The sequence below is a fragment of the Blautia sp. 210820-DFI.6.14 genome, assembly GCF_020558815.1.
GTDB classification, from domain to species: Bacteria; Bacillota; Clostridia; order Lachnospirales; family Lachnospiraceae; genus Blautia_A; species Blautia_A obeum.
In genome coordinates, this window is sequence record NZ_JAJCKS010000001.1 from 458,880 (window position 1) to 477,128 (window position 18,249).

Below are 18,249 nucleotides of genomic sequence, written 5' to 3' on the forward strand. Positions count from 1 at the left end.
ATATCTACCTCTTATTTGTTTTTCAGGATTTTGTGCCTGTTTTTCCCTCAAGTAATTTAATGGATTGACGAATACACCAGATACAGGTTGGTCCAATATAACAGCTGGCTGCTATCCATGCAGCCTGATCTGCAAAACAGATTGCTGTATAGCCAAATGTTCCTACAAATCCAACACTTACAATTACTCGTCCGATCATTTCCATAACACCTGAGAAAACAGCTCTTCCAGAATATCCCAGCCCCTGCGTCACCATTCTGCACACATTAAGGATTCCAAGAATTCCGAAGAAAAATCCAAGACATCTCAGATATTTGGCTGAAGCATCCAGAACGGTCGTTGCATTTTTGCTCAGGAAGATCATGGAAAGCGGTCTTCCGAAGAAAATCAGAATCAGTCCTGCAGTAACTCCGTAAATACATCCTGTGATCGTTGCCTCAAGTGCACCTTTTTTGATTCGCTCCGGCTGACATGCACCCAGATTCTGACTGCAGAAAACAGAAGCGGCCGTTCCAATCGCATCAAATGGACACAGAAGGAACTGCTTAATACGCATACCCGCTGTAAAAGCAGAAACATAAATACTTCCAAGGCCATTGTTCGCTGCCTGCATGACCATGCTTCCGATTGCTGTGATCGAGAATTGAAATCCCATCGGGAGTCCCATGCCAAGAAGTTCTCCTACAGCTCTTTTTTGTATGATCATATTTTCTCTCTCCAAACGGAGAAGCTGCATCTTTCTTTTTATATAGAAGAAACAGAGAATTCCACTGACCGCCTGTGCGATGATCGTAGCGATCGCAGCTCCCATACATCCCCATTTCAAAACGATAATACAGAACAGATCCAGAAAGATATTCAAAACTGCAGAAAAACCAAGGAACATGAAAGGTGTCCGACTATCGCCTACAGAACGCAGAATGCTGGACAGATAATTGTACAGCAATGTAAATGGTATTCCGATAAAAATTACAATAAGATACGCATACGCATTTCCAAAAATATCATCCGGAACAGAAAGCAGATGCAGGATCCGTCCACAGGATAATGAGCAGGCGATCATAAGGATTGCCGCAATAATTGCTGTAAGCACCGCGCCATTAAATATGTAATTTTGCATAGTACGGTGATCCCCGGCGCCAAAATATTTGGCAACCGGAACGCCAAAGCCGGCACAGCATCCAATACAGAAACCTAATACCAGAAACTGTACACTACTGCTGGATCCGACACTTGCCAGTGCATCTGCACCAAGGATCTGACCTACGATTGCTGCATCAATGATATTATAGGTCTGCTGAAGGAGATTCCCCATCAGCAATGGCAGCGCAAACTGGAGCATCAGTTTCAGCGGACTGCCTTTTGTCATAGACGTTGACATTTTTTCACCTTCTATATGTAATTCTTTCATTCTCAGATAACTTTTCTGACTGATAAATTATAAGTCCCCAGTGCTCTCATGTCAATTTGAACTACTACAGGATCTTCTTTAATTCCAGTAAATCATGAATGATGTAGTCCGCCTGTTTTCCACTTTTCGATTTTTCTTCTCTATACTTTTCCACCGAAGGTACATACCAGCAGGTGGACATTCCATACGCCCTGCCACCGGTAATATCTGCGGTCAGGGAATCTCCGATCATCATACATTCCTCCAGTCGTACTCCCGGAAGTTCTTTCAAACAGCCGTCAAAGAACCTTTGACTTGGTTTATCTGCTCCGATTTTCTCAGATACAAAGCAATGTGTAAAATATTTCAACATGTCTGCTTTTTTGAGGCGATTGATCTGTTGGTCATATGGTCCATTGCTTGCCGCACACAGACAGTACTTTTGCTGTTTCAAATATGTAAGAATTTCTTCTGCCCCCTCAACTGGTACAGCACTTAAGTTAAGAAGTACGCGGAATTCTTTTTCCATTTCGACACCGTCTGCCTCCAATCCAAGATGCCCAAGGACTGCCTGCCAGCGCACATAAAACAGGTCGTCCATCGTCAGTTCTTTGCGTTCGATACGCTGCCAGATCTTATTATTTTCCTCTGTAAAAGCAGCAAACATTTCTGATTTATATTCCAGTCCCGCTTTCTGAAAGCACTGCTCCATTGCCCAGGCTGCAGCCGCATCAAAGTCCAGAAGCGTATTGTCAATGTCCAGAAAAAGGACTTTTATCTTGTCATTCATATTGTGGTATCCTTTAACTTTTTTTATGATATCTTTCAAAAACTTTTCACGTTTAGTCGGAATCTCCCTTTTGAATTCTACATTCTTGCTTCACCAAAAAACTCTTTGTTAACCACTTGATCACCTGCTTTTCTTCCAAAGATCTACAATTAACATTATATTTATTATGCCATATATTGTCTGTATTCACAATTATTGTTTACGATTCCACTGAATGTGCCGGAGAATTTCTTTTCCTTTACCACCTAAAATAATAAAAGATGAAGTATTTTTAAGATTCTGCAAAATGTCTATCAAACCTCCGTAAATGCTATTGTTTTCTGAAAATTCAAGTGTTATACTTCACATCGTCAACTGAGGACAAACAATCAGGCCTGTGTATCCTTTCAGTTCAACTTACCATATTTCTCTTAATTTAAAGGAGTTTATAATTATTATGAAAAGAAAATTAATCGTCGGTTTTTTAACTCTCTGCTCTATTGCAACTGTATGTCCTTCTGTTTATGCTTCCACTGACCACTACACAGACAGCAGCGTTACCGGTGCTGACTCCGGCTGGTCTGACTGGGATGCAAACTGGACAGATACAGCCGCTGATTTTACAAAAGTTTCTCTTACACCAGGTGCAGATGATACACAGCTCAACTTTGCATGGTATAGCGAAAAAGGTGACAGCGCCGCTACTCCTGTTGTACATTTTGGAACTGATAAAGATAATCTTGAAACATTTGAAGGTACTGCCGGTGATGTAGATCAGGAGCTTACCGGTGACAAAGCCTATGAATATAATCACGTAACTGTAACTGGCCTTGAACCAGAAACAACCTACTATTATACAGTAGAAAAAGGTGGTCAGCAGACAGACGTATGCGAATATAAAACTCAGAAAACAGATACCGTAAAAATGCTCTATGTCGGTGACCCACAGATTGGTGCTTCCAAAGGCCAGACTCAGAACGGTGCAGAACTGACAAATGAATCCGGTGCTGCCAATACTGCTGCTAAAAACGATGGTTTTTCCTGGAATCGTACTCTGAATACTGCACTTTCCGAAAATCCGGATGTGAACTTCGTTATCTCTGCGGGTGACCAGGTAAACAAAACAGGTGAAGCAAAAGAAGAAGAATATGCTTCCTACCTGAGTGCAGATGCCTTGAAATCTCTTCCTGTAGCAACAACAATCGGTAACCATGATTCCCTGAATCCTGATTATTCCTATCATTTCAATAACCCTAATAATACTGAAAACGGTAAAACTGCTGCCGGCGGTGACTACTATTACAGCTATGGCGAAGGACTTTTCATTGTTCTGAACACCAACAACTACAATGTAGCAGAACATCAGAACACCGTTGAAGAGGCTGTAAAAGCTTATCCGGATGCAAAATGGCGTATCGTAACCATCCATCAGGATATTTACGGTTCCGGACTTGACCATTCTGATACAGATGGTATGATTCTCCGTACTCAGCTTACTCCTGTATTCGATGCAAATGATATCGACGTTGTTCTTCAGGGTCATGACCATACTTACAGCCGTTCCAAAATGCTCTACGGTGATGGACAGACACATGAAAAATATGAGTTCAGTCTGAATGCCGACGGTACAGATTACGACTGGGATCACGCTACAAACGTAGATACCGGTGATCAGATCACACTCTCTCCTGAAGAAGGAGATACTGATGCCGAAGCGGCTCTGGATGCATTCCATGAAGACAACAACTGCTACACCATCGAGGATGTAAACGGAAATACTGTTACAGATCCACAGGGAATCCTCTATATGACAGCGAACTCCGCTTCCGGTTCCAAATATTATGAACTGCTTTCCACTCAGCAGGATTACATCGCAGCCCGCAGCCAGAATTGGCTTCCAAGCTACTCCGTGATCACAATGACTGCGGATTCCTTCTCCATTGATACCTACCAGATCACTGATGACGGCAAAGCAGAAGCTATTGATGATACCTTTACAATCCAGAAAACAGCCGAGAAATAACAATGAGTAAAAAAGTAGTCCGATATCTTATTTATTTACTATTTGTCTGTGTGTTCGCAGTTTTTGTCTTCAAGCTTAATCAGGTTGAAAAAACAGAACTGGTCGTCCGGACAGGTCAGACATTTGAAAAAGCAGAAGTCACAGAAATCCTCGAGGACAACCTTGATTCCAATGGAACTCGTGTCGGTGAGCAGAAAGTGCGTGTAAAAATGCTCACCGGCGCACGAAAAGGAAAAGAGCTTGATATCACCAGCAGTTCCGGATATCTCTTTGGTGCCGCCTGCAAAGTTGGAATGAAAGTTATCGTCATGCAGAGTATTGCCGGTGAGACCACAATCGCAAGCGTTTACTCTCAGGATCGTGAATGGGTTATTTTCGTTTTCGCTCTGTTCTATCTTCTCGCCTTATGTATCATTGGAGGAAAACAGGGAATCAAAGGATGCCTTGGACTGATCTTCACCTTTTTCTGTGTGATCTTTGTCTACCTTCCACTTGTATATCTGCGTTTTTCACCGTTCTGGGCCGCTGTTTTTATCTGTTTTCTCACCACGCTGGTCACCATGTATCTCATCGGTGGTCCTACAAAAAAGACCTGTGCAGCGACACTTGGCACACTGGCAGGCGTTGTTCTGGCCGGTCTTTCCGCATGGTGCTTCAGCAAAGCATCCGGGATTTCCGGTTACAATGTATCTGATATCGAGACACTTATGACTCTGTGGAATACCAACCGTATCCAGGTAGGTGGCCTTCTTTTCTCTGGACTTCTGATTTCATGTCTCGGAGCCGTTATGGATGTCGCAATGTCAATCAGCAGTGCCATTGATGAGATTTACAAACAGAACACCGCCCTAAGCCGAAAAGAACTGTTCAAAGCAGGCATGCGTGTCGGAAGAGATATGATGGGCACAGACAGCAATACTCTGATCCTTGCATTTGCCGGAAGCAGCGTCAGCACACTTCTTCTGGATTATGCCTATGACCTTCCCTATCAGCAGATCATCAATTCTAATAACATCGGTATCGCGATCATGCAGGGACTTGCAGGCAGCTTCGGAATCGTGCTTTCTGTCCCGCTGACGGTTCTGATCTGTACAGTTCTGTTTCATAAAAATGGAGCTGCTTCTCAGGGATAATTATTTTTCCATATTAAAAAACTCTCTACTTCTACCATTTACACACATACTTATTTGCGTTAGAATAAAGACATTGGGTCAGATATTTTCTGACCCTTAATTAAACTTTATGTAGAGGGGAAATTGAAAATGAAAGAAAAAGGAAGTAGTTTTTCCGGATCGATCGGCTTCGTTCTGGCAGCTGCCGGGAGTGCCGTAGGTGTCGGAAATATCTGGAGATTTCCATATCTCTGTGCCAAAGACGGCGGTGGATTATTCCTGCTGATCTATCTGGTACTGGTACTGACCTTCGGATTTGTGTTGCTGACAACAGATGTTGCAATCGGTCGAAAAACAAAGAAAAATGCGCTCAGGGCTTTTGAAGCACTCAATCCGAAATGGAAATTTCTTGGTAAACTGACATTTCTAGTTCCAACACTGATCATGACCTATTACTCTGTCATTGGTGGCTGGATCACGAAATACTTTGTTACCTATATTATATCTGATGGAAAAGATGCTGCGACTGATGGATATTTTACAGCTTTCATCACATCAGATATTGCACCGATCGTATTTATGCTGGTCTTTCTTGCACTGACCGCATGGATCGTATATCGCGGTGTAGAAAAAGGAATCGAAAAATTTTCCAAGATCATCATGCCAGGACTGATTCTTCTGATCCTGGTCATCGCGATTTTCTCACTGACACTGACACATACCGATGCAGACGGAACTGTCCGTACCGGTATGGAGGGACTTGCTTTTTATGTAAAGCCAGATTTCAGTGGGCTCACTGTGAAGCGTTTCCTGGAAATTCTTCTGGATGCAATGAGCCAGCTTTTTTTCTCCTTAAGCGTTTCCATGGGAATCATGATCACCTACGGTTCTTATGTAAAAAATGAAGTCAATCTGAACAAAGCAACAAACCAGATTGAAATTTTTGATACCGGCGTTGCTTTCCTTGCAGGAATGATGATCATCCCGGCTGTATTTGTATTTCTTGGCACAGATGGCATGGCTTCCGGACCAAGCCTTATCTTCATTTCATTACCCAAAGTATTTGATGCAATGGGTGTTCTGGGACAACCTGTAGCAATTGCTTTCTTTCTGATGATGGGATTTGCTGCACTTACCTCCTGCGTCTCCGTTATGGAAACTCTGGTTGCCAACTGCATGGAACTTTATCACAAACCACGTAAAAAAATGTGTGGGGCTGTCGGTATCTATTCTCTGATCACAGCTGTAGTAATCTGCCTTGGATATAACAAGCTGTACTTTGAACTGAAACTTCCAAATGGGTCTGTCGGGCAGCTTCTGGATGTCATGGACTATATCAGTAACAGTTTCCTGATGCCGTTTATCTCTCTTCTGACCAGTATTCTGATCGGATGGGTAATTGGTCCGGACTGGATCATAGGCGAAGTAGAACGCAATGGCGAACACTTCAAACGTGCCGGTCTTTATCGCTTTATGATTCGATATGTGGTACCGATCGTTATGCTGATCCTGTTCCTGGTATCTACCGGATTTGCAGATCTGGTCTTCTAATATTGAATGTCCCCAAAATGCTCTGACACTAAATAAAACTCCTCCATACCGGTTGCTTTCTTTAGGGAAACAGCTCGTCTGGAGGAGTTTTTAGTATATATTTTTATACTTATACGGTAATCTTGAACCAGTCTTTTTCTTCGAAATCAACGACGGTACAGTCATTCGCATAGGTGCATTCCGGAAGAATAATCATTGCATGAAGCTCCTCATTATTCAGCGGAAGTGGACAGAGATGCCAGATTGCTGCATTAATCTTGACCATGCATCCCTTCGGTACGATAAATGCCTTGGCAAGTTCCGGAACCGGTACACCGCCGGATGCTGGTGCTACATGAATGATCATATCATCATCCAGTGCTACAATTCCTTCCCATGTCGTTGTATGATATTCCGCTGCTTTGATAATCCTCTCATCTTTGCGAACTGCAATTGGAGAAAATGCAATACTTCCCATACTAGTTCCGGAAATACGATCCGGATAGAACTTATGGATTTCTCCCTGTAATGGATAGCCTTCCGGCTCTGTCATGTTGCAGAATGTTCCATATGGAGCAAAATCTGCTACGTTGATCTTGATCGCTTTTACTTCTCTCATTGTAAAAACCTCCTCTTTTTGATAAAAACCCCATTAAAATTTTGCTAGACTCAGTATACCATAACCGCCTGACAACCTCAAGGAAACCTATATTAATTACTCTGCGCTCTTATAAAAGTCTGCTTCCTGCACGCAGCATACGAAACAGCCGTCTGGCCGCTCCAAGATACAATTCTTCCGCATGATCCAATGCTTCCGGAAGTGTCATAACACCATTAATAGTCGTAATCATCGACTCTATTCCATATTCAAAAATATCTTCTGCCCCCTTGCCCATACTTCCGACAATTGCCACCGCCGGTATACCATGTGCCTTGCAGTGTATACCGATGCCCTGCATGACTTTTCCAAATACGGACTGCCAGTCTGTAGCTCCCTCTCCGGTAACTACTACATCTACCCCTTCCAGGCGTCTGTCAAAGTCAAGCAGATCAAGGACTGTTTCAATTCCTGATTTCAATGTGCCATTCAAAAATACCATCAAAGCTGTTCCAAGTCCACCGGCAGCTCCGGCACCTTTTACGTTATCCATATCCATGCCAAATTGCTTTTGGATGATATCACGATAGTTACACATACCTTTTTCCAGTTCATCCTGAATCTCAGGTGTTGCGCCCTTTTGCCGGCCAAATGTATAAGTTGCACCGTCTTTACCACAAAGCGGATTGGTCACATCACACATAACTGTAAATCTGCATTCTTTGATCAGCGGATTCAGTCCGGATATATCAATCTTTTTTATTTTAATGAGATCTCCTCCACAGCCTTTCAGTTCTTCGCCATTTTCATCCAGAAAACGACCTCCCAGAGCACGGATGCATCCAATTCCACCATCATTGGTAGCAGAACCTCCAATCGCTATGGAAATATCACGAAATCCTCTCTCCAGAGCATCCCGTATCATCTCACCCGTTCCATAAGAAGTTGTATATCTCGGATCCCGTTTCTCATCCGGAACCAGCGGAAGGCCAGATGCCGCAGCCATTTCCATAACTGCCCGTTTTTCATCCAGCATACCATAGCTGCATGTCAATTCTTCCCATAAAGGTCCGTGCACTTTCAAGGGAATTGTTGTTCCTTTGACTGCTGAAAGTACTGCTTCTGTTGTTCCTTCTCCGCCATCTGCTACTTCTATGCTGTCGCAGACACAGTCCGGGAATATCTCCCGGGCTGCCTGTGTAAGTAATTCTGCTGTTTTGGGAGAAGACAAAGTTCCCTTAAATGAATCAGAAGCAAACAAAAATTTCATCTGATGTCTCTCCTTCTTATTTTTATAAGAATGCTATTTTATTTCAGTCTGAATTTCAAGTATACCGGATCGTGGTCGGAGTAAGAATATCCTGTATTGATGTCCTCATAAGAAACGCATTCTATATTATCAGATATAATAAATCCATCCAATGTAACGGTGTAAGTCACTCCCGGCACGTACTCCATATCTGCATTACGAGCACTGTCCCAAAGGTCATTTTTTTCCTGCGCGGTCAGTTGATCTATGCAGAACGCAAAATGTTCCGGAAGTTCTTCTCTCGGGAAAGGGTATGCCCAGGACTCTTTATCTGCAGAGTCATCCTCCGATGCTTTCAGATCATGGTTGAAATCACCACCACAAAGCACATAATTTCCTGCTTCATATTCTTTCTGCATATCCTCAGCCAGCATACGAATCTGTCCTTCGCGAATCGCATCGCTGTTTCCATATGCAGACATATGCAGCTCAAAGATCACAAATTCTTTGCCGTTATCGACCGGAACTCTGGAAATACTGTAGCAGCGGTCCAGATCAAAGAATTTACTGAATGAGGTAGATACCGGAAAACTTCTTCTCAAAGAATCCGTCACCGGATATCTGGAAAACAGGGCCAGCCCTGATCTGCTCTTACCATGTGGCTGGGTAAATGGATAGAACAAAAATGCCGAATCATAGTTCTGTGCAAATACCGTGTCATAATCTGCCAGACATTCTTTCAAGATTGAGTATTCGTTTACATGATAGCTTCTCGTGGAATTCAAGTCCACTTCCTCAATAAGCGCAAAGTCCGAATCATAAGAAGCAACGAGCTCTCCTGCCCCCTGAACCGTTTTTAGCACACTGTCTTTGCTCTTCGCCCAGGAAAACTTGCCACCGTCCATAAAGAAGCTGAAATCCGGTGTATATGCACCAAATCCGATATTATATGTAAGCGCGGAATATTCTTTTTCTGTTGTAAGTTCCGCGTCTGCCGCATGGGATTCCACCTCAAGTGGCAGATTATCCTCAATCCGATGATAACTTGCAAATAAATAAATGATATATCCGATCAGTGCGAGTATGATAATTCCAAGAATGATTCCAACAATTTTAAAAATTTTTTTTGCTGTTTTCATATGCTTTGTCCTCTCTTCCTGGTGATCCAGAAAAATGTACAGGTGAATATGATTCCTTTGACAATCGATGTTGCAGAGAGAGCCCACCAGATTCCACTGAGTCCCATAAGACCTCCAAGAATGATTGCAAGCGGGATTCTCGCACTGGTGAATGTAATACTGATAATACTGCAAAGTTTTGTTCTTCCAAGTCCGGACAATGCTCCGACCGTTGTGAGTTCCACACACATGAATGCTTCACTGAAGCCAATGATGATCAGGTAACCGACTGCTGTTGTAATTGCTTTCGGTTCATGGAAAAAGATCTCTGCGATTGGTCTCGGGAAACAGACAAATGCGAGCGTGATCAATATTCCCCAGATACCGACTGTCCATAAAGAGGCTCTGTAACCTTTTTTTACACGGTCCATTTTCCCTGCTCCATAATTCTGTGCGATAAACGCATTCAAAGCTGCAGCAAAACCATCCGCGGTATTCCAAGAAATTGACTCAATCTGACCGCCGACTCTCTGTGTTGCAACTGCTTCTGCGCCATATCCCGATACCATTCGTGTCAGAACCATGGAAATCGCACAGTACGCCATTCCCTGAACAGCTGTTGGAATTCCGATTCTGCAGATTCCTCCCAGATATTCGCGTGGGATTTTAGCCAAAAGATGAATCCCTTTCAGTACATTTTCTTTTTTCCGTATGATAACTGCAAGGGCCATAATACTCATAACAATTGCCTGCGCTGTCACCGTTGCAATCGCTGCACCTGTCACCCCAAGCTTCGGAAATGGTCCTGGTCCGAGAATCAGGACCGGATCCAGGATCATATTCGTCACAAGTCCAATCAGATTCGCCAAAAACGGTGTTTTTGAATCACCCTGAGCTGTATAAAGGCCTGTAAGCGTCAGCGTCATAAAGGAAAATACAATCAACCCACATGCAATCTTTGTATAGGACATGGCCGCTGCATGTGCCTCTGCATCTGCAAGCTGGAAAAATCCTACCATCTGTTTCGTAAACACAAGCGACAGAAGCGCATATGCCATCCCCATAAAGGCAGCCAACTGCACCGCTGCCTGCGCAAAACCATGTGCTTTTTCTTTTTCACCACGACCGATACATTGTGCAACCTGTACCTGTCCTCCCATTCGAGCCATGGCAGCCAATCCCTGTGAAAACCAGGTAAACATGCCTCCCACACCAACTCCGGCAACGGCCTTCGAGCCCAACAGCCCAATCCATGCCATATCTGTAATGTTATATAAAGTCCCAAGAAATGACGATGCCATGATTGGAATCGCAAGCTTCGTCAGTGTCCTCAAAATAGGACCTTTTGTTAAACTTCCTTCCATTTAAATTCCTCATCCGTTTTTATTTCTTTTGATTCATCCATTATTCCTATTATACATGGTTTATCATATGTTTTCATCATATTTCTAAGATATCACCCATATCTTACGAAACATTATATACATTACTATTCAATAGAAAAAAATCTCACACCACCTTTGACTGTGATGTGAGATCTCCGATCTGTTCTGTATTCTTTTTTATATCTGTCTGACAATCTTTTTATTTATATTTCACTGCAGTTCCATAAGCGATCACTTCTGCTGCCCCTGACATAACCTGTGAAGATCCATACTTCACACCAATCACCGCATCTGCATCCATTTCTTTGGCTTCATCTACCATACGCTTCGTGGCAATCTGTCTCGCCTCATTCAACATTTCTGTGTAACCTACGATTTCACCGCCAACCAATGTTTTCATACCTGCCATAAAATCTCTGCCGACATTTTTTGTCTGTACAACAGTTCCTTTTACGATTCCCAGTGGCTCAAAATCCACACCTGGAATATATTCAATACTTAGAAGCTTCATCTTCTTCTCCTCCTTCGATTTCTTTCATTCTTCCTGCAAGTGCTATGAGCGTTCCCACAATGATCACTATCGGAATTCCCTCCAACAGCAAAAACAATCCTGTCGGAATTGGATCCTGTATGTTTGCCCAGAATATAATTATAATCGTAAGAAGCATAAGCAGTGTCATAACTGTTGCACCTATGATTGCTCCTTTTCTTTTCTTATTGTGGACATCCATTTTGTTTACGTTCATAAACTTTGCACCTTCTTTCTCCATCTGCTCGATTTCTTCCAGACAGTCCTCTGCATTCAGAGATTCCAGTGACCGGTGTTCCAGGATCAGTCGCTCGCACATATCCTGCATCTTCGAAAGACCTTCTTTACGATGATCCAATTCTTTCAGATGTTGTTCCAAACAGATTTGCAGACTTTTCTTTTTTTCGAAGAGAAGTTTCATTTCTTCTATGGAAATGTCCATCTTTCGGAATAATTTAATCTCCTGAAGCCGGATAACATCCGCCTGATGATATTCCCTGTATCCGTTTTCTGCACGCTCCACATTCAGGAGTCCCTGATCTTCATAAAACCGAATATTCTTTCTTGTGATTCCCACAAGTTCTTCCACCTGTTTGATTTTCATCGTGCTACCTCTTACTTTCCCGACAGTTCCGGAAATCGTTCAACTCCCTGTCTGTATCTGTTTTATACAGCTTCCATAAGGTGGAAGGTCAAGTGTTTTTTGAAAATTTCTGTTTTTTAGTTCATTCACGTATTCTGTCACCTGCTGTGCATCATAAATCACTTCTTATTATAGTAATAATGGATGCAAGCAGAAGAAACATTGGATAAAAAAGCTTCGGTATGATCTGAAAAGCAGAAAGTTCTCCCCCCAACTCATTGACTGCAGAAATTGCCACAAGCATCTGTGCACCATATGGAATGATTCCCTGAAAGATACAGGAAAAAGTATCCAGTAAGGAGGCTGTCTTTTGGGGTGTGATTCCATACTCCTGTGCCATCTCTTTGGCGATCGGATTTGCCATGACGATAGCTACCGTATTATTTGCAGTCGCAATATCCATGGTACCGACAAGGAGTCCCATGCCAAGCTGGCCACCCTTCTTTCCGCGGAAAATTTTATGAATCCAGTTAAGAAGTGCATCAAAACCACCGTATTCACGAATCAGGGCACACATCGCTGCCACCAGAATCGCAACCATACAGGTTTCAAACATTCCTGATACACCTGCCCCCATATTGGTCAGAAGTTCCATCGGAGTGATATGCCCTCCTGCAAGCATGATGATTGCTCCGGAAACAATTCCAGTAAGAAGCACCACAAAAACATTGATTCCGATAATGCCGCCAATCAGCACCAATACATACGGTAACACCTGAAGTAAATGATAATCCTGACTGATATGTCCCTGAATCTCCGTCTGAAACGACAGAACCAGGATTATGACCAGAGTTGCAACAGCCGCCGGAAATGCAATCCAGAAGTTTTCTCTGAACTTATCTTTCATCTCACAGCCCTGTCCATTGCATGCCGCAATCGTCGTATCCGAAATGAAAGAAAGATTATCTCCAAACATTGCTCCACCCATAACCGATGCAACACAAAATGCAAGATCAAAACCTGATGCACTGGAAACAGCTGCCGCGATAGGTACCAGAAGTGTTATCGTTCCAACAGAAGTCCCCATCGCTACAGAGACAAAACAGGCAACCACAAATAAAACTGCTACAGAAAATCTTGCCGGTATCAGTGTCAGCATAAAATATGCTACACTTTCTGCACTATTTCTTCCAACCACACCAACAAAGGATCCTGCTGCCAGGAAGATTAAAAGCATTGTAATGATGTTTTTGTCCCCAACACCATGTGCCATGATTTCCAGTTTCCTGTCAAAATTTACTGCTCTGTTCTGCAAACAGGCAACCAGAATCGCAGTAAGAAATGCAACCACGATCGGTACATTATAAAATCCCATCGGAATCTTCATTATATATTCAAATAAAATTCCCAGACCAAGGTACAGTATGAGAAATACACCAATTGGCAGAAGAGCGATGACATTTCCTTTTTCTTTTTTCATTATACAAACCTCATCCTTTTCATAATATAGGAAAATATTGCAGAGTAACTTTCTGTTATTGAACATTTCCTATAAAGTAAAATATGGGAAGGCTAAGCTTCCCATGTAAAAATCTTTATCTCTGTAATTATAATAGGTTATTTCTCTGATTCTGTCAATCCCAGACAGCAGTAGGCTTTCCCTGTTCCGTACACTGCGTGCCAAAACAGAGATCCCGGCTCTTTTTCTATAATCATATTATCACGCATCTGTGAAAATGTCAAAAAGTTCTTTTTCCATAGTATGTAATACGAATTTGAAAATACTTATAAGCCGAAAAAATACACCAGTACCAGCTTGATCACAGCAGCTCCACCAAAAGCAACAACTGCAGTTACAACTAATTGCATAGGTTTTGAGAAATTTTCGAACACAAAAACTTTCCTACTCTTGCTCCGCACCTTGCTTAAAGATCCTGTCGTAAATGCTGCCATCATTATGACTGACACAGATACCAAGGTCTCACAATAGCCGGCAAGCTTTCCTAACACATCATTATACATATATGCACCTGTTTCATGCAGAATCCAGTATAGAACCAATGCACAAACTCCCATGACACTTTGGAGCTTCATTTCCTTAAAAATCTTCTCTTTCTCTGTAGTTGCATAATCTGACATTGTTTTAGCAATTTTTCTTTCTTCTTCGTTCATCATCTCGCTTTTCCTTTCTCCACTGATAATCTCAGGAATGCTGATATCATAATAATCTGCAATATCCACAAGAATACTGATATCCGGCATATTGTTTCCGGTTTCCCATCTGGATACGGTCCTTCCAGAGACATTTAATATTTCTGCCAACTGCTCCTGTGTAATGCCTTTTTCTTTGCGAAGTTTTTTTAAAAAATTCCCGATTTTTACTTGGTCCACCTCAACTCCTCCTTTCATCATCAAATATAGAATCTGTTATCTGCAAATAACACGACACAAAGCGAGAAATATCGTATTTTCACTAATAGACACAGTTGTCTACGCGTTTTTAATTTTTCAATTATACAAACTAGAATTTATCACTGAATAAACCACATCCATACTCCAACTATTATAAGCAATATACCTGATATTCTTCCTGCAAATTTCGACTTTTTATATCCTAGAAAATTTATTGTTTCGGGAGTTGTAAATGGCAATAAAACAACATCCATACCCATTACTATAATTCCTATTCCTATTATGAAGACATTATTGTTAGAAATAATGCCATAAAACATAACTACGAAACCCAAAATAATGCCTAATATAAAATACTTGATTTTATGGCTGTCTTTATCCATCATCTTTTCATAACAATTTTCACATTTACTGTTACAAAATTCAAAATTATCCTTTAGTTTTTTACCACAATATTTGCATTTTTTCATACTGTTTCCTCCGTAATCCTCAAAAATTCATTCAACAGCTCACGATTTTCTCAATTCTCCAAACTTTTATTTATCTTCTAACTCAAATCCGAGTTCTTTTTCGTTTCTGACATCTTCATCCGTTTTCTTTCCAGTGATAGCACTGTAGGCTTCTTTAATACCATTTTTCACTGCCCATTTGATAACGAAATACAGTGCGATCAAAATAACAATTGCGGTTCCTCCACTTATGCCTAATTCATTCCACATAATCATTAACTCCTCCAAATTCTGATTGAGATTTCATCTGTTTTAAGAGATTTAATTGGTGTGCTACCCGTCAAGTAGACAAATTAAATAACGAAATTTTTTTCTTCCCCGGTACAGTTTATGTACCGGGTTGTTTATGCGACGTTTTCTAGTTTTCGTTCATGGAATTCCATTGGTGTAAGCACCCCAAGATTTCGTTGAACTCTTTTGTTTGTGTAATAATCTATGTATTTCTCTATATCTGGATGTTCATCATGAATCTTTGTAATGATATCGGCTATGCATTCATTAAGATTGTCATTATCACTAAGTCATTCGTAGTTGGTCAGTGCTTTCACAGTTGCTATAAATGTTGCTCTTTCATATGATTTCTATAAACGTCTTATAGAAATCATATGTCTTTCCGTTTTCCTGAGCGCAGAGCAAAAAGCGGCTGATGATTGCACCAGTACGGTATGATTTCTGAATACGTGATAAGTGTTCGTGCAGGTTATTAGGAAACCCCTCTGTCACTTCTTCCCTAAGCAAAAAAGTTACATATCGATTTGCCTTTTTTTGCCAAAGAATACTGGATTTTGGAAATGAGGAACTCATTTCCGCTGGTATAGTAAGCCCACGTTGTTCCTGTGGAAGTGTTTGCGTATGCTGCACCCGTGAATAAAGATATGGATTTTCAATATACTGACGCAGCTTGTCCCTTTCAATCAAGTCAAAAGATACAATGCAAGCTGTATCAATATCAGACTCTTGATATATCTGTGTTTTCAATTCCTCCAATGTCTTCAACGCCTTCATATGATAGCGTAATTTCTCCATCCGACGTGCAAGCAGTTCTTGTTGATGTTCCAATTCTACAAGTTTCTCAGAAAATAATTTTCCATGCTGCTCAGGCGTTGCGGCATCCATTCCACGAATTTCCTTTAACTCTAACCCAAGATTTTTATAAAAAATGACATCTGAAATGGTCATTAAATCTTCAATTGCATATTCCCGATATTGATTTTCAATTTTCTTTCTGGGATGTAAAATCCCCTTATCCTCCCAATACCTAAACGTAGATGCTGGCATATCAAAAAAACGGGCTATTTCTCCAATTTGAAATTTTTTATCCATGATTCTTCCCTTCCTGGTTTAAAAACTTACTACTATTTACCCACTATACTATTTTTCACATTGACATTCAAGCTACTTTAAGGTTTATATTTCCATCAAGGGAGGAAATTTTTATGGAAAATGTTTTAATTTTTGCTTCTGAAAAAGAAGTTCGATTCACAAAACTATTAAAATTTATTGTTCCGACATATCTAACATCATTATTTAACACAGTCTATACCATTATTGATGGTATTTTTGTTTCTACATATGTCGGAACCAATGCACTGGCTTCTATTAACATTGTTTATCCTATTGTAAATGTATTGACCGGAATTGCACTTGTATTTGCTACCGGCGGCAGCTCTGTCACAGCTTTGTACATTGGAGGAAACAGAAAAAAGGAAGCAGACCGCTCCTTTTCTGCCAGCTCTTTTGCAGCTATTTTGCTTGGATGCCTCGTTTCCCTGATGATTCTTACGAATCTCTCAGCAATTCTGACCATACTCGGTGCAACCCCCGTGACAATTGCAGGGTGTAAAACATACGCACGTTGGTGGCTTTTGGCAGCTCCCGTCGTAATCGGTAAGGAACTGTTTACATATTTTATCCGAGTGGACGGTGCCCCCACATATAGCTTTATAACTGCACTGTCCGGTGGTATTTTGAATATCGTTTTGGACTATATTCTGGTCGGACAAATGCAAATGGGAATCTATGGTGCTGCACTAGCAACAATTCTTGGACTGGTATTATCATTTTCTATGGGAATTTATTATTTTATCCATAAACAAAAGTATCTTTCATTTACCTTGCATAACTTATCCTTACGGGAAGCCATGCACTGTATGCTAAATGGTGCATCCGAATTTGTCAATCAACTTGCTATTGCAGTTACAACCATCGTATTTAACCGCACTGCACTCTCCTTTGCCGGTGAAGACGGTGTCGCCGCAGTTTCCATCATCATGTATCTGCAGTTTTTGTTTATCGGTGTCTACTTTGGCTTTTCTATGGGCATGGCACCACCTCTGAGTTATGCGTATGGCGACCGAAAAATAAGAATTTGCCGAAAACTAGAAAGCTATGCTCGTCGCTTTTTCGCAGTAGCTCCGATCATCATTTATGCACTGACCTACTTTCTTACTCCAGTTGCTGTATCCTGTTTCGCAGATACATCCAGCCCTGTATTTCCTATTGCAGTGTCCGGAATGAGAGTTTATGGACTTGGTTTTCTATTTTCAGGAATTAATATTTTTGCTGCAATTCGAATGATGGCATATGGAAAAGGATATTTCTCCGGTCTGATCACATTTTTACGTTCATTCCTACTATTACTTTTATTTCTGATTGTACTGCCTTTGAAATTTGGTTTGACTGGAGTATGGCTCGCCGTTCCTGCAGCAGAAGCTCTGACATTACTCGTTGCTGTATGGTTTCTGCGGCCGATTCATTGTTAAAATACCTCAACTATTGTCTGCACGAAGAGCTGCTTTCACTTGAAGAGCTTACTTCTGTCGGACAGGCATTGTCTGAGGGTGACGTTATGTCAGATGCCTCTCTTCTTTTGGAAGAAACTTATCAGCTCTCCGACTATTTCATTCAGTCCTCCGAAAGACTGACAAGCGCGGACCGGTTAACTGATCTTCTTGGAAAGGTCAGTTATACTTTTGCAGAAAAGGTAGCACAATCAAAAACACCGTCCCCGGAATAATGTTGAGCAATACTTCCCTGATTCTG

The 18,249-nt window shown here is 41.5% G+C and carries 19 protein-coding genes; 5 read left to right on the forward strand and 14 right to left on the reverse strand.

All coding sequences use genetic code 11. The features are described from left to right. Positions 1–22: 22 nt before the first annotated feature. Together LI112_RS02015 and LI112_RS02020 are read right to left on the reverse strand one after the other, a co-directional pair. Positions 23–1,381: an MATE family efflux transporter gene (locus tag LI112_RS02015; protein ID WP_227190156.1), complete on the reverse strand. Its 1,359-nt coding sequence runs from the start codon at positions 1,379–1,381 to the stop codon at positions 23–25. 94 nt (positions 1,382–1,475) lie between these two features. Further along, a complete protein-coding gene (locus LI112_RS02020; protein WP_227190157.1) occupies positions 1,476–2,180 on the reverse strand; it encodes a YjjG family noncanonical pyrimidine nucleotidase in 705 nt (234 codons plus the stop codon). Between the two features lie 436 nt (positions 2,181–2,616). Between LI112_RS02020 and LI112_RS02025 the strand changes: the two genes are divergently transcribed. The 3 genes from LI112_RS02025 to LI112_RS02035 all read left to right on the forward strand — a co-directional run bounded on the left by LI112_RS02025 (position 2,617) and on the right by LI112_RS02035 (position 6,845). Beyond that, positions 2,617–4,182, forward strand: coding sequence for a metallophosphoesterase family protein (locus tag LI112_RS02025; protein ID WP_227190158.1), 1,566 nt, complete (start codon positions 2,617–2,619; stop codon positions 4,180–4,182). A 2-nt stretch (positions 4,183–4,184) separates the two neighbouring features. After that, a complete protein-coding gene (locus tag LI112_RS02030; RefSeq protein ID WP_227190159.1) occupies positions 4,185–5,315 on the forward strand; it encodes a YibE/F family protein in 1,131 nt (376 codons plus the stop codon). Positions 5,316–5,444: 129 nt separating this feature from the next. Further along, positions 5,445–6,845 (forward strand): sodium-dependent transporter, encoded by a 1,401-nt coding sequence (locus LI112_RS02035; RefSeq protein WP_227190160.1) that lies wholly within the window; start codon positions 5,445–5,447, stop codon positions 6,843–6,845. Positions 6,846–6,954: 109 nt separating this feature from the next. On the opposite strand, the gene LI112_RS02040 is transcribed toward LI112_RS02035, so the two are convergent. The 12 genes from LI112_RS02040 to LI112_RS02095 form a co-directional block, all read right to left on the reverse strand. Beyond that, positions 6,955–7,443: an ureidoglycolate lyase gene (locus LI112_RS02040; protein ID WP_005423346.1), complete on the reverse strand. Its 489-nt coding sequence runs from the start codon at positions 7,441–7,443 to the stop codon at positions 6,955–6,957. Positions 7,444–7,552: 109 nt separating this feature from the next. Beyond that, on the reverse strand, positions 7,553–8,692 hold the full coding sequence (locus tag LI112_RS02045; RefSeq protein ID WP_118050866.1) for a glycerate kinase: 1,140 nt from the start codon (positions 8,690–8,692) through the stop codon (positions 7,553–7,555). A 38-nt stretch (positions 8,693–8,730) separates the two neighbouring features. Then, a complete protein-coding gene (locus LI112_RS02050; RefSeq protein ID WP_173908575.1) occupies positions 8,731–9,810 on the reverse strand; it encodes an endonuclease/exonuclease/phosphatase family protein in 1,080 nt (359 codons plus the stop codon). Continuing rightward, positions 9,807–11,153, reverse strand: coding sequence for an MATE family efflux transporter (locus LI112_RS02055; RefSeq protein WP_173908577.1), 1,347 nt, complete (start codon positions 11,151–11,153; stop codon positions 9,807–9,809). Before LI112_RS02055 ends, LI112_RS02050 begins: the two co-directional genes overlap by 4 nt. A gap of 220 nt (positions 11,154–11,373) precedes the next feature. Further along, a complete protein-coding gene (locus LI112_RS02060; protein WP_005423341.1) occupies positions 11,374–11,685 on the reverse strand; it encodes a YbjQ family protein in 312 nt (103 codons plus the stop codon). Then, positions 11,666–12,307, reverse strand: a complete 642-nt coding sequence (locus LI112_RS02065; RefSeq protein ID WP_227190161.1) for a MerR family transcriptional regulator — start codon at positions 12,305–12,307, stop codon at positions 11,666–11,668. Before LI112_RS02065 ends, LI112_RS02060 begins: the two co-directional genes overlap by 20 nt. 151 nt (positions 12,308–12,458) lie before the next feature. After that, a complete protein-coding gene (locus LI112_RS02070; RefSeq protein ID WP_227190162.1) occupies positions 12,459–13,766 on the reverse strand; it encodes a Na+/H+ antiporter NhaC family protein in 1,308 nt (435 codons plus the stop codon). Positions 13,767–14,071: 305 nt separating this feature from the next. Further along, positions 14,072–14,677 carry a helix-turn-helix domain-containing protein gene (locus LI112_RS02075; protein WP_227190163.1) on the reverse strand — a complete coding sequence of 202 codons (606 nt, stop codon included), beginning with the start codon at positions 14,675–14,677 and terminating at the stop codon, positions 14,072–14,074. A gap of 140 nt (positions 14,678–14,817) precedes the next feature. Further along, positions 14,818–15,168, reverse strand: a complete 351-nt coding sequence (locus LI112_RS02080) for a DUF2116 family Zn-ribbon domain-containing protein (RefSeq protein ID WP_005423334.1) — start codon at positions 15,166–15,168, stop codon at positions 14,818–14,820. A gap of 66 nt (positions 15,169–15,234) precedes the next feature. Next, complete coding sequence (locus LI112_RS02085; protein WP_055056218.1) at positions 15,235–15,417, reverse strand: DUF6019 family protein; 183 nt, start codon at positions 15,415–15,417, stop codon at positions 15,235–15,237. 134 nt (positions 15,418–15,551) lie between these two features. After that, positions 15,552–15,698 carry an IS3 family transposase gene (locus tag LI112_RS18465; protein WP_319638773.1) on the reverse strand — a complete coding sequence of 49 codons (147 nt, stop codon included), beginning with the start codon at positions 15,696–15,698 and terminating at the stop codon, positions 15,552–15,554. Between the two features lie 79 nt (positions 15,699–15,777). Continuing rightward, positions 15,778–16,530, reverse strand: coding sequence for a MerR family transcriptional regulator (locus tag LI112_RS02095; RefSeq protein ID WP_005423331.1), 753 nt, complete (start codon positions 16,528–16,530; stop codon positions 15,778–15,780). A gap of 113 nt (positions 16,531–16,643) precedes the next feature. Here LI112_RS02095 and LI112_RS02100 point away from each other — a divergent pair, with 113 nt between their 5' ends. After that, complete coding sequence (locus LI112_RS02100; RefSeq protein WP_117638288.1) at positions 16,644–17,969, forward strand: MATE family efflux transporter; 1,326 nt, start codon at positions 16,644–16,646, stop codon at positions 17,967–17,969. Beyond that, on the forward strand, positions 17,963–18,223 hold the full coding sequence (locus LI112_RS02105) for a hypothetical protein (protein ID WP_138344380.1): 261 nt from the start codon (positions 17,963–17,965) through the stop codon (positions 18,221–18,223). Before LI112_RS02100 ends, LI112_RS02105 begins: the two co-directional genes overlap by 7 nt. Positions 18,224–18,249: the final 26 nt, after the last annotated feature.